Source organism: Butyrivibrio sp. NC3005 (assembly GCF_000424545.1).
Lineage (GTDB): Bacteria > Bacillota > Clostridia > Lachnospirales > Lachnospiraceae > Butyrivibrio.
Genome location: NZ_AUKC01000025.1, coordinates 1 through 13,406, shown reverse-complemented (window position 1 = coordinate 13,406; position 13,406 = coordinate 1). Strand labels below are relative to the sequence as shown.

10 protein-coding genes and 1 rRNA gene are annotated in these 13,406 nt (G+C 35.1%); 1 reads left to right on the top strand and 10 read right to left on the bottom strand.

The genetic code is table 11. The annotated features are described in order from the left end of the window. Positions 1–3: 3 nt before the first annotated feature. The 4 genes from G634_RS0108015 to priA are packed head-to-tail and all read right to left on the bottom strand — an operon-like array spanning position 4 to position 4,497. On the bottom strand, positions 4–705 hold the full coding sequence (locus tag G634_RS0108015; RefSeq protein WP_081676550.1) for a zinc metallopeptidase: 702 nt from the start codon (positions 703–705) through the stop codon (positions 4–6). A gap of 15 nt (positions 706–720) precedes the next feature. Next, complete coding sequence (gene fmt, locus G634_RS0108010) at positions 721–1,653, bottom strand: methionyl-tRNA formyltransferase (protein ID WP_026504849.1); 933 nt, start codon at positions 1,651–1,653, stop codon at positions 721–723. 25 nt (positions 1,654–1,678) lie between these two features. After that, positions 1,679–2,167 carry a peptide deformylase gene (gene def / locus G634_RS0108005; RefSeq protein ID WP_026504848.1) on the bottom strand — a complete coding sequence of 163 codons (489 nt, stop codon included), beginning with the start codon at positions 2,165–2,167 and terminating at the stop codon, positions 1,679–1,681. 35 nt (positions 2,168–2,202) lie between these two features. Further along, positions 2,203–4,497 (bottom strand): replication restart helicase PriA, encoded by a 2,295-nt coding sequence (gene priA, locus G634_RS0108000; RefSeq protein WP_026504847.1) that lies wholly within the window; start codon positions 4,495–4,497, stop codon positions 2,203–2,205. A gap of 276 nt (positions 4,498–4,773) precedes the next feature. Here priA and G634_RS0107995 point away from each other — a divergent pair, with 276 nt between their 5' ends. After that, on the top strand, positions 4,774–4,995 hold the full coding sequence (locus G634_RS0107995) for a hypothetical protein (RefSeq protein WP_026504846.1): 222 nt from the start codon (positions 4,774–4,776) through the stop codon (positions 4,993–4,995). Between the two features lie 132 nt (positions 4,996–5,127). On the opposite strand, the gene G634_RS0107990 is transcribed toward G634_RS0107995, so the two are convergent. The 6 genes from G634_RS0107990 to G634_RS0107965 form a co-directional block, all read right to left on the bottom strand. Then, a complete protein-coding gene (locus G634_RS0107990; RefSeq protein ID WP_026504845.1) occupies positions 5,128–6,621 on the bottom strand; it encodes a UDP-N-acetylmuramoyl-L-alanyl-D-glutamate--2,6-diaminopimelate ligase in 1,494 nt (497 codons plus the stop codon). A gap of 32 nt (positions 6,622–6,653) precedes the next feature. After that, on the bottom strand, positions 6,654–8,411 hold the full coding sequence (recJ, locus tag G634_RS0107985) for a single-stranded-DNA-specific exonuclease RecJ (RefSeq protein WP_026504844.1): 1,758 nt from the start codon (positions 8,409–8,411) through the stop codon (positions 6,654–6,656). Positions 8,412–8,712: 301 nt separating this feature from the next. Continuing rightward, a complete protein-coding gene (locus G634_RS0107980) occupies positions 8,713–11,037 on the bottom strand; it encodes a protein translocase subunit SecDF (RefSeq protein ID WP_026504843.1) in 2,325 nt (774 codons plus the stop codon). Positions 11,038–11,052: 15 nt separating this feature from the next. Further along, positions 11,053–12,489, bottom strand: a complete 1,437-nt coding sequence (gene scfB / locus G634_RS0107975; protein ID WP_026504842.1) for a thioether cross-link-forming SCIFF peptide maturase — start codon at positions 12,487–12,489, stop codon at positions 11,053–11,055. A 209-nt stretch (positions 12,490–12,698) separates the two neighbouring features. After that, on the bottom strand, positions 12,699–12,848 hold the full coding sequence (scfA, locus tag G634_RS18480; protein ID WP_035799354.1) for a six-cysteine ranthipeptide SCIFF: 150 nt from the start codon (positions 12,846–12,848) through the stop codon (positions 12,699–12,701). A 271-nt stretch (positions 12,849–13,119) separates the two neighbouring features. Beyond that, positions 13,120–13,406: ribosomal RNA gene (locus G634_RS0107965) — 23S ribosomal RNA — on the bottom strand; the annotation flags it as partial.

The window sequence follows — 13,406 nt, the reverse complement described above, 5'->3', positions numbered from 1 at the left end:
TTTTTAATCATCATCTCTCTGATTCTTCAGAATAATCAATCTCAATAGCTGAAGAATAGATGCTGCTGCAGAAGCAACATATGTTAGAGCTGCAGCCTTCAATACCTTACGGGCGCTTGAAACTTCGCCTGGATCCAGCAAATTGTACTCTTCCAGCATTACCAACGCTCTACTTGAAGCATTAAACTCAACCGGAAGTGTAACAATCTGGAACAAAACAGCCAATGAGAACAGAATAATTCCAATTGAAATTAGCGGACTAAGTGATAATACCATTCCGAAGAAAAAAATATAAAAACCAAGTCCCGAACCAAAATTAGCCGCCGGAACAAGCATAGTTCTAATTTTAATCGGTGTATAACCATTTTCATGCTGCATTACATGTCCGCACTCATGAGCAGCAACTCCAAGTGCCGCAATAGAAGTTGAATTATAAACACTATCTGAAAGATTTACAGTTCTTGATGAAGGATCAAAATGATCTGTAAGTTCACCACTTACATGACGAACCTGAACATCATAAACTCCATTTGTTTCAAGTATTCTTCTAGCCACATCTGCGCCTGTTAATCCTCTAACATTTCTTGTTCGAGAATATCTGTTAAATGTTGTTTTGACATTCGCACTTGCCACAAGACTTAAGACTACGCCTATTAAAACCAACACGTATGTTGGATCAAAACCATAAAAACCATATCCATACATAATTATCACTCCTGACTATATAAACCTGTCTCCGTTTTGCAAATGGTTACCTCTAAGAAAATCTCCCGCACTCATACGTTTCTTTCCAGAAAGTTGCACTTCAATTACCTTAAGAGCTCCCTTACCTGTCTTAACCATAAAATCATTTTTTGTTATATTAAAAACAGTTCCATTTTCAAGAACTTCATCAGTGCTTTCCAATGGTATTGCTTTCCAGATTTTCAGAGTTTTCCCATTCATCGTGGTATATGCACTTGGCCATGGATTTGTTGTTCTTATAAGCCTATCTACATAATCTGCATCTTTATTCCAGTCAATGCATCCCATTTCTTTTGTCAATTTACCAACTTTAGTAGCCTTACTCTCATCCTGTGGTATTCTAGTAAGCTGTCCTTTTTCAATTAAAGGAAGCGCTCTTACTATCATGTCTGCTCCTAATTCCTGCAATTTATCAAAAAGAGTACCTGCTGTATCCTCATTTGTAATCGGAATTGCCTCTTGCATTAGAATATCTCCAGTATCCATTCCGACATCCATCTGCATAAGTGTCACACCAGTTTCTTTTTGTCCATCAAGAATAGACTGCTGTATAGGCGATGCTCCTCTATATAAAGGAAGAAGAGACGCATGAATATTAACACATCCAAACTTTGGAATATCTAAAACTTCTTTTGACAAAATCTGGCCAAATGCAGCTACGACAAAAATATCCGCGTTAAAGGTTTTAAGATATTCAACACTCTCTGTTTCTTTTATTTTTACAGGCTGATAAACTGTAATATTATGCTCCACTGCATATTCTTTTACTGGTGAAAAAGTAAGTTCTTTACTTCTTCCTTTGGCTTTATCGGGCTGAGTTACCACACATACTATTTCATGGCCTGCTTTTACAAGCGCATCTAGTGCTCCTACTGCAAAATCAGGTGTTCCCATATAAACAATTTTCAAAATGATACCTCCAGTTATTCTAGATTTACTCTTCGCTCTGAAGTTCTTCGTTGTCAACTAGACCTTCTTCGCCGCCTACAACCTTTTCAACATACATATGGCCATCAAGATGATCTAACTCATGCTGAATTGCTCTTGCCAAAAGCTCTGTTCCTTCCAAAGTAAATTCCTGCATATTCTCATCAAGAGCCTTTACAATCACATGATTTGCTCTTGTTACTACTCCAGACTTTCCAGGAAGTGACAAACATCCTTCATATCCTGTCTGCTCTCCATCCATTTCTATTATTTCTGGATTGATGAAAACATATGGATCTTCTCCTGTACAATCAATTACAACAAGACGCTTTAATATTCCAACCTGTGGTGCCGCAAGACCTACTCCATTGGATTCATACATTGTTTCAAACATATCATCGATAAGTGTCATCAAAGAAGGTGTCATTTCCTTGATTGGCTTACACTTTTTTGTTAATACCTCATCACCATATTCACGAATTTCTCTTATTGCCATCTCTATTTCCTCCTAACATTGGCTTTGTCAGTTAACTAGAAGCCTTGAACAGGGTCAAAATCAAATTGTACAAAAAAACCTCGATACTGTCCAGACTTTGTTAAATTATCGATAAATTCCTCTATTTTATATCTATCCTCAGTTAATATACCATAATCTTCATGTTTCACATATATAACAAATCGAAAAATATCATTAATTTTCGATATAGAAGCTGTTGTTGGTCCAATTATTATTTCATTTTTGGCAACCTCTGCTTTTTTTCTTAACATCTGATTAGTCTCTATTATAGCCCTTATCCTATTGGCAAACGATATCCCTTTTGTCTCATCTGTCGAAGAAATCTGCACGGCCATCATATGAGATACTGGTGGATAGTTTAATAGTTTGCGGTACTCAATCTCTTTTTCATAAAAAGATTCATAATCCTGTCTGCATGCACACCTTATAGCATAGTGTTCAACCTGGTAGGTTTGAATTACTACATTACCTTCTTTTGTGCCTCTTCCTGCTCTTCCAGCTGCCTGTGTCAAAAGCTGAAAAGTTCTCTCAGATGCTCTATAATCATTAGCATATAAGGACATATCTGCTGCCAGAACACCTACCAAAGTAACATTTGGAAAATCATGTCCCTTAACTATCATCTGAGTTCCTACTAGAATATCAGCTTCTTCATTTGCAAAAGAACTTAGAATCTTCTCATAACTTCCTTTTGTTCTTGTGGTATCAGCATCCATTCTAAGCACTCTTGCCTTTGGCCACATTTTATTTACTTCTTTTACTATCTGCTCCGTACCTGCTCTGAAAGCCGAAACATATTTTGACCCACATTCTGGGCAAATTCTTCTAACATCTTCGCTATAACCACAGTAATGACAAACAAGCTTTCCTCCCCTATGTTCTGATAAAGAAACGTCACAATGAGGGCACTTAAAAACGTATCCACAACTTCTACAAGAAACAAATCCGGCAAGTCCTCTTCGGTTTATAAAAAGAATTATTTGTTCTTTTTTTTCAAGGCGATTTTCTATTAATTCCTGCAATCTTCTAGAAAAAACAGATCTGTTTCCACTTCTTAGTTCTTCCCTTAAATCAGCACACTCAACTTCTGGAAGTTTTCCTCCAGTTAATCTTCTTGTTAATTTCATGAGCTGATATTTTCCAGTTTGAGCATTATAATAAGAGTCTATTGACGGAGTTGCAGATCCCAAAACTACTATTGCCGGCTCATCCTGAAGCATCGCAAGTTTTATTGCTACTTCTCTTGCGTGATACTTTGGAGTTTGTTCACTTTTATATGAAAGCTCATGTTCCTCATCTATTATAATAAGACCTATCTTTTGAAACGGCGTAAATAAAGCTGAACGAGGTCCTATTATAACATCTATCTCTCCATTTCTAGCTCTCTCAAACTGATCTTCTTTTTCACCTTTTGAAAGAGAAGAATTAACCACAGATACTCTATCTCCAAAATTTTTATAGAACCTCATCAAAGTCTGAAGAGTAAGCGCAATTTCAGGAATTAGTACTATTGCCTGCTTTCCTCTTTTAATATTTTCTTCAATAAGCCTGATATAAACTTCTGTTTTCCCGCTTCCTGTTATTCCGTGCAACAGAACCGGCTTGAAATTTCCATTTGAATATTCCTCAAATACTTGTCTTACAACATATTGCTGTTCATCACTTAGATTAAGTTTATCCGTATTTTGTACATCAATATTGACCGGATTTCTATAATACTCTTCCTCAGTAATCTCTATGATACATTTTTCTTTTAATGATCGAAGTGCAGAAGCTGAAATATTAAGCTTATGAGTTACAAGTTCATAAGGAATCCTCTCTCCTTTTCGTAGAATCAGTTCTTCTAAAAGTCTTCTTTGAGCTACCCTTTTTTTCACCTGACATTCAATAAGATATTCAGATACCTCTCTTTGAGGAATTTTCAACGATACATACTTATGAACTAATCGTTTAGACTTTTTATGGGCTGGAATAACTGTCTTTAATGCAGAAATCATCGTAGCACCATACCTATTTCTCATCCAACCGGCCAGCTCAATATATCTTGATTCTATTGGCAAATTGCTCAATACAACTTCAGTTATATCCTTTATCTTACTCTTATCAAATCCCGGATCATCTGTAAAATCTATAATATATCCCTGCCTTAGCGTATTTCCTTTTCCAAATGGCACTTTTACACATGTTCCTATAGACACTATCTGCTTCAAATAATCTGGAACTCTATAACTAAAAGGTCTGTCCAGCTTGTCATACGCAATATCAACTATGACTTTAGCATATTCTTTAACGCTTAAAATATCAGGCATACTCTTCCTCATAATAATTCTTTAACGCTACTTAGCCTGAATTTTCATAAAATATTCAGGCACATATTTATTATTTTACCACCAAATAATAATAATTTTTTTAGAATTTAAACATTATCAAAATTTCATATCTTCCGATAGTATTTTTGCATTAAGAGTTATTTACACACTCATATTAGGTGATGAAATGGAATTCATCTGAATTATAATATTGATTTTTATCATTGTATTAGCGCTTTAGGTTGATAGATTTCGATATAAGACAAAGGAGGTCATATGAGAACTGTAAAGTATGTTTTTCTATGTATTGGAATGATTGTTGGAATAGTAGCATGCTCTCTTGCACTTGCCTATCTTGTAGAACCTACAGTTTTTACCCAAATATCTGCTAGCTTATCTAACATTTCAAGCTCTGATAATTCATCTAATGCCACAGACAATTCTTCTACAGATACATCTGATGAAAGCACTAATAAATCGACTTCAACAGACTCATAAAAAGTATTATATTTAATAATATACTCTACTATCTAAAAAAGTTCCTCCACTATACTCTTAATCAGAATATATAGTGGAGGAACTTTTTATTATGTTTTTTATAGTTTTTTCTTATAGATTAGTTCTGTAAAATTATTTATTTTTATTTTCCTCGAGAATTTCTTTTATAAGAACTCTTTCATCCATTGGGAACTTTTCTCCCTTGATTTCCTGGTAATCTTCATGGCCTTTTCCAGCAAGTACAATGATATCACCATTTTCACCGTGATTTATAGCATACGCAATAGCTTCTTTTCTATCAGGAATTTCGACGTATCTTCCATCTGTCTTCTTCATTCCAATTTCAATATCATGAATAATATCCATTGGCTCTTCAAATCTTGGATTATCTGAAGTAATAATAGTCAAATCAGCAAGCTTACCACTTACTTCGCCCATCTCATATCTGCGAAGCTTACTTCTATTTCCTCCACATCCAAAAAGACAGATAAGTCTATTAGGTCTATAATCTCTCAATGTTGAAAGAAGACTCTTCAAAGCCATAGCATTATGTGCATAATCAATCATAAGTGTAAATTCATCAGAAACTTTCACCATTTCGATTCTGCCTTTAACCTTTGCCTTCTTTAAAGCATCTTTTATTTCTTCTTCATTGCATCCAAAATAGTCAGCTACAGCTATTGCACAAAGAGCATTATAAACTGAAAATCTGCCCGGTGTACGTACTTCTGCATGAATGTTAATCATTCCTTCAGCATCAAAAAATACTCCTAGTTCACCTGGTTTACGAATATATGCAAGGTTTACAGCTCTTATATCAGCACCCTCATTAAATCCAAAAGTATGAAGTTTGCAGGTATGTCCTTCCATAACTTCATTCATATGCTTATCATCAAAGTTTGCAAATCCGACTTTGCACTGTTTAAACAAAAGTCCCTTGCAATGCATATAGTCTTCGAAATTCTCATGCTCACCAGGACCAATATGATCAGGCTCAATATTTGTAAAAATACCGATATCATATATAAATCCCTGACTCCTGTGAAGCATAAGAGCCTGAGAGGATACCTCCATTACAACGCTATCACAACCTTCTTCTACCATCTGTGCCATATATTTCTGAAGATCATAAGACTCTGGTGTGGTATTTTTAGATGGAATATGTTTATCACCAATTACAATTTCAATTGTTCCAATAAGACCTACTTTATGACCGGCATTTTCAAGCATGCTCTTTATAAGATATGTCGTTGTAGTCTTTCCTTTAGTTCCTGTTATTCCAACTGTCTTTAACTTAGAGGCAGGATGTCCGAACCATGCAGCTGAAATAAATGCCATTGCATATCTTGTATTCTTTACTCTAATAACAGGAAGTTCAGAATTATCTGAAAGCTCAACATCATGTTCAACAAGAATAGCTGCAGCCTTTTTTTCTTCTGCCAGCTTTGATGCACTGTGACCATCAAAATTGGCACCAGGAATACACATAAATAAGCATCCTTCAGACAACTTTCGTGAATCATTCACTACATCTGAGATTTCAATCAGCGAAGCATCAACTTCAGCATCAGAATTTCCTTTTGTAATCTTAAATTCGAGATTTTCCAATAAATCATTCAATTTCATAATAGTCAGCCTCCGCTTGTTATAAAACAATATTAACAAAAATCAGTCATTACAATTTGCAGACTTTCTCTTCCTTGCCAGGAATTAATATCTGGATAATAAGCTACATTAACCTTAATCTCTTTGCAATCACCCTTATTATACATCCTCTCACATATATCATTTCCATAACGACTTATTAGGAAATCGTGCCATTTTTCCATATCTCCAAAATAAACCATCTCATATTGATTATTTCTAGAATCAACAATTTTGTACTTTCCGCAGTTTTTATTCTTTCCCATTATTCTACCTGAAATAATAGAAACGTCTCTTACAGCAAAAATAGGCTTTGAATTACCATTTCCGTAAGGTTCTAATAAATCAAATTCCTTAACCATATCCATATTCAAAAACCAAAGTGGAAGCTCCATATCAAGATACTTTACCTGAGTAAAATCATTTTCAGTAAGCTCACAATTGTCATTGAGTTTTCTTCTCAATATATCAATATTTTCAATTGGAAGTGATAAGCCTGCCGCCATTTTATGTCCGCCAAATTTTGTAAAAAGATCCTTACAGGCAGAAAGTTCTCTAAACATGTCATAATTTTCTATAGATCGCCCGCTGCCTTTTGCTCCTTCGTGAGCATTTGTAAGAACTATTGTTGGTCTGTTATATTTTTCTTTTACTTTTCCAGCCACAATTCCAGCTATTGATTCATGTAAGTCTGGTTGATACAATACGATAACTTTTGGAATCTTATCTACTGTTTCCATTTCGTTAGATGCTTTTTCAACACCCTCCTGAGTCATGGTCTTTCTGCTATCATTTAACGCTTTCAATTCAGATGCAATTGTAACAGCTGTATTTTCATCTGTTGAAGTAAGAAGTGCCATTCCTCTCATTGCTGTATCAAGACGTCCGGTTGCATTCAAACATGGACCAAGAACAAATCCCAAAGTATAACTAGATATTTTTTCACTATCAATATTATTAACTAAAATCAAAGCTTTAAGTCCGGTATTATGAGAATTTCTCATCTCTTTCAGGCCTTCTTTTACTATGATTCTATTCTCATCTTCAAGTGGCATAACATCACATACTGTTGCCATGGCTGCAAATTCTATCATTTCTTTAAAGAACTCGCTATTCTCAAAACTATTTTCATCAAACATCACTTGTAGAAATTTATAGGCAACAACTGCTCCACATATTTCTTTAAACGCCATGTCACAATCTTGTCTCTTGGGGTCTACTACAACATCTGCGTTTGGTAAAATTTGTTCAGAAGTATTCTTATCAAACGGCACTTCATGATGATCAGTTATAATAACCGTCATTCCATATTTTTTTGCCATATCTACCTGCTGTTTAGCCGCTATTCCATTGTCACAGGTAATTATAGTATCTATACCATCTGCTTTTGCTTCTTCAACAAGTCTTTCATTAAGTCCATATCCATCAAGTATCCTATCAGGAAGTCTATAATCAACATTTCCTCCTGCGCGTCTTATTCCTGCCCAAAGAATGTATGTAGAACATACTCCGTCTACATCATAATCTCCAATAATTCTTATTTTTGACTTTTGCTTTATTTTCTGTAGCAATAATTCGGAAGCTTTTTTTATATCAGTAAGTTCATAAGGACTATGAATATCATTAAGATTTCCCCTAAGATATTTTCTAATACTATCTGTTCCAATTACACCTCTGTTTCGTATTAGTCTCGCCGTCACAGGGCTTATATTAAAATCTTTTGAAATTTGTTCAAAATCAGCACCTCGATGTGCTATCATCCACTTTGACATCTGTTCACTTTCTTTCTTAGCTAAAGAAAAGACCGCATATTAAAAACTTAATAATACGGTCTTTTAATCTTTATTAGAACTGTTTTTTTATATTATTTATTAAGCACTAATTTGTTGGGATTTTGCTTTCACGAAACTCGCAATGAATGCGAGTTTCTGAATGTAAGTGACAATAAGTCATGACTTCTTGCTGAGATTTAGGATAATCATCAGCAAGAATCCTGCTTCGCAGGACAAAATTTCTCTTGGCGACAAATTTTGGTCTGGTACGGTTCTTGATTTTCCTGATGAAAACAAGAACCTATGACAAATTATCAGCAGTTTTCTTTGCCTTAACTGTCTTATATGCTCCGCTTGCCTTAAGACTCTTATTCTTAAATCCAAACCAAAGCTGTGAAGCAATACATATAGACGAATATGTACCACTTACTACACCAACCATAAGTGGAAGAGCAAAAATTCTTATATCATTTACACCAACAACAAACAGACTCAAAACCATAATAAATGTTGTAATAGATGTAAATAAAGATCTTGAAAGAGTCTGATTGATAGAATCAATTACCATACTCTTAAGCTCTTCTTCACTTCTGATACCATGCTGGTTCTCACGAATACGGTCAAAAGTAACGATTGTATCGTTTATTGAATAACCAATAATAGTTAATACTGCTGCGATAAAAGTACTTCCAACTTCAATTCTAGAAAATGCATAACACATAATAACCATGATAGCATCATGTGCAAGTGCAATAATTGCGCTAGAACCAAATCTAATATCTTTAAATCTAAACCAAATATAAATAAGCATAAGCACAAGAGCAATAATTGTTGAAACAATTGCACTTCTACCCATCTCATTACTGATTGTAGCACTTATTGTTTCATAGGTTACATCTTTTGCACCATAATTATCTTTTAAAACTTTACCAACACTCTCAGATGCTGATGTTGAAAGTGTAATTGTCTTTAAGATAACCTGTTTTTCCTTTTCAACAACCTGATGTGAAATTGATGTAACATTTAAATTCTTATCTGCACTATTAGCAGCTTTCATTACTGCAGGCTCAATCTCTTTTTCAATCTTATCAATGCTTGGAACAGAATCAAAAGTAATAGTTGTTGCAGTTCCACCTACAAAATCAATTGAGTAGTTAAATGCGCCATTACCCTTGGAATGATTAACACCCATTACAGCAATACCAGCAATTGCAATTGCAAGAGAAATTGCATAGAAAACCTTTCTCTTTTGTACGAAATCAATTTTCTTAAGTGCCTTTGCTTTGCCATAGAACTTTACATCTTTAAATCCAAGATTATAAATAATCCTTGTTATAATTCTTGTTATAAACAAAGCTGTAAACATTGATACTATAATACCAAGTGCAAGTGTTATAGCAAATCCACGAATTGAACCAGTTCCACCTATACCTAACACAAGTGCTGCAATAAGAGTTGTTATATTACCATCAAGGATAGCTGAAAGGGCTTTATTATAACCAGCTCCAATTGCCTTATCTACAGGTGTTCCAGATGCAATTTCTTCTCTAATTCGCGCAAATACAAGAACGTTTGCATCTACTGCCATACCAATAGAAAGAATAATACCAGCTATACCAGGAAGTGTCAGAGTAACTTCAAACGCTGAGAGAAGAATAACCTCTAAGCAGCAATAAAATCCAAGAGCTATTGATGCAGAAACTCCAAGTACTCTATATACAATTAACATGAAGAGTACAATAAAAACAAATCCAATTTCAGCAGCACGCTTACTTGTATGAATTGCGCTAGATCCAAGTTGTGCGCCAACAACATTCGCACGAAGTTCTTTAAGAGAAACATCCAAACCACCGATACGAATTGTTGAAGCGATGTTTTCAGCTTCTTCATAAGATTCCATACCGGAAATTTCAGCCTTACCTGTGGTAATAGCCTCATTAACAGTTGGAACACTTACAAACTTTCCATCATAATAAATACCAATGGACCAACCTTTTTTTGCAGCTTCTGTTGTTGCTTCTGCAAATTTCTTTGTTCCTTCAGATGTAAGTGACAGTTCAACAACATATTTTCTTGAACTCTCATTATTGATACCTGCCCTTGCGTTGGCAATATCACTTCCTTCAAGAACAATTCCACCGTTATTTTTCAATGAATCAATAGTAACACCCTCTGAAAGAATTCCAGTACCATAAATTCTCTGGTAGTTTGCTTTTCCATCTGAATTGTATTCACGAATGAAATATAAATTACCAGGAGTACTAAGAGTCTCAAAAATCTTATCTGTTGCACCAGGAATTTCAACAGTAATTCTGTCATTTCCTTCTTTGTATACAGATGCCTCTGTTGTGCCAAGTTCAGATTCTACTCTCTTCTGAAGCTTTGATACTGTATCATCCATTTCCTGAGAAGTAGGTGTTTTTCCATCTTTACCTTCTACCTTATAAGTGATACTAGCACCACCAGCCAAATCAAGACCGAATTTTATATCGTGCATTGATCCGACTTGTTTCTTCACTTCACCTTCGCCACTCTTGTCTGTTACGCCAAACCAGGCCACATAAAAAAGACCCCCGAGCATAAGCAGAACCACCAAAAAGGCGAGATACTGTTTAAACTTTTTCATTTAAATAACCTCCGCTCATCCCTCTTCTTCGGCTAAAGCCGCTTTTATCATAATCGCACATTCTATGCGCTTACGTTGCAATTCACAGCCCTCTTTATAAACGGTATTGATATTTCCATTGAAATTATAAGCGTTTGCACTACATCCACCACTACAATAATAACGAGCAAAGCACTTCTGACATTCTTCTCTGGAATATACATTGCTTTCTTTAAATTTCTTCTGAATATCGAAACGTTTGATACCTTCAAATACATTTCCCATAATAAAATCTTCATTACCAACAAACTGATGGCAAGGATATAAATCCCCCCAAGGAGTAACGCCTAAATATTCACATCCGCTTCCACAACCAGAAAGTCTCTTGGCAACGCAAGGTCCACCAGAAAGATCAATATTGAAATGGAAGAAATTAAAGCCTTTACCCTCTTTTTTGTACTGAAGATACAACTTAGCAAGCTTATCATATTCTTCTTTGAGTTTTGGAAGATCTTCTTCTTTAATCGCATACCAGTCACTTGGACTAGCCACAACAGGTTCCATTGAAATCTGCTTAAAACCAAGATCAGCAAGCTGTTTTACATCTTCACTAAAATCAAGATTATTGTGAGTAAACGTACCTCTTACAAAGTATCTTAACTGATGTCTTGATTCAGCAACTTTGATGTACTTAGGCACTATTTCATCATATGTACCCTGTCCACCTGCCTTAGGACGCATTTTATCATTTACTTCCTTACGTCCATCTATTGATAATACAATATTACCCATTTCCTTGTTAACATAATCAAGGATTTCCTGATTTAATAAAGTACCATTTGTTGTAATTGTAAATCGGAAGTTCTTTCCAGCTTCTTTCTCAATACTTCTTCCATATTCAACAAGCTGTTTTACAACATTCCAGTTAAGAAGCGGCTCGCCACCAAAAAAGTCAACTTCAAGATTTCTTCGGTTTCCAGAATTCTTAACAAGAAAATCTAGCGCTGCTTTACCAACTTCAAAGCTCATCAAAGCTTTACGACCATGATACTCACCTTCATCAGCAAAGCAATACTTGCAGCGAAGATTACAATCATGAGCAACATTTAAGCATAATGCTTTTACAACAGTGCCTCTTTCTTTGAATTCTTCGACATAGTTCTGATAAATATCATCAGTATATAACTGACCAATCGCTCTAAGCTCCATAATATCTTCAACAGCTTCCAAAACTTCATTAGAATCATACTGCTCAAGTTTTTCTTTGGCCTTCTCGAATACTTCTTTAACTAATGAGGAATCAACATCCTTGCCTTCTTCTTCGTCTGGAATCTGTGCAGTTCCAAACTTATCTTTCAAAATCTCTTCAACAACCGGAATAGCATCATAAACAATTTCATCAACTACATGAACACTACCGCTATTTACATCAAGGACAATATTAAATCCGTTATTTTTAAACTCATGAATCATTAACTATAAAACTCTCAATCTATTATATTTCTAAAAAATGTGCAAACTGCCAACATACACATATTTTTCTTTTTGACACAGTAAATCGTCAAAACAGCTTTTATCATACAATTAATTACTATAATGACTAAAATCTGGTTTTGACGAATACTGCAATTTTTTGGAAGAATACTGCTTATACTAGACTTCTTCCATTGTTAACTAAATAATTAGTTCTGTGCAAGCTGCTCACAGCTCTGATTACCAACAGTACATGAAGTTTTGCATGCAGACTGGCAAGATGTCTGGCACTCACCACATCCACCCTTCTTCATGGATTCTTTTAAATTTCTTGTTGCAAGAGTCTTAATATGTTTCATAACTGAAACCTCCTAATCTGGTTATATAATACTTACACATCTAGATAGTATATCATATATTAGTTAAACTGTAAAAAAATATTTATTCAAAATTGCAGCGCTTTCAAGTAAAAGAAGTTTCACCTTTGATTGTTTTAACTACTTTTTAAGTAATTATTTTTTGATATATAACATAAAAAAGCCCCATGACATCATGTCATAGAGCTCTACTTTACATTATACATTCAAAACCGAACACTGAAATTCTAAACTAATCAATCTATTTCCTATCTTGGTTAAGTCCTCGACCTATTAGTACATGTCAGCTGAGTGAATCTCTTCACTTACACCTCATGCCTATCAACCTTGTACTCTTCAAGGGGTCTTACCCATTTCTGGGGGATATCTCATCTTGAGGGGGGCTTCACGCTTAGATGCCTTCAGCGTTTATCCCTGCCAGACTTGGCTACCCTGCCTTATGCGATTGGCTTCGCAGCAGATACACCAGCGGTCCGTCCATCCCGGTCCTCTCGTACTAAGGACAGCTCCTCTCAAATATCCTACGCCCGCGCCGGATAG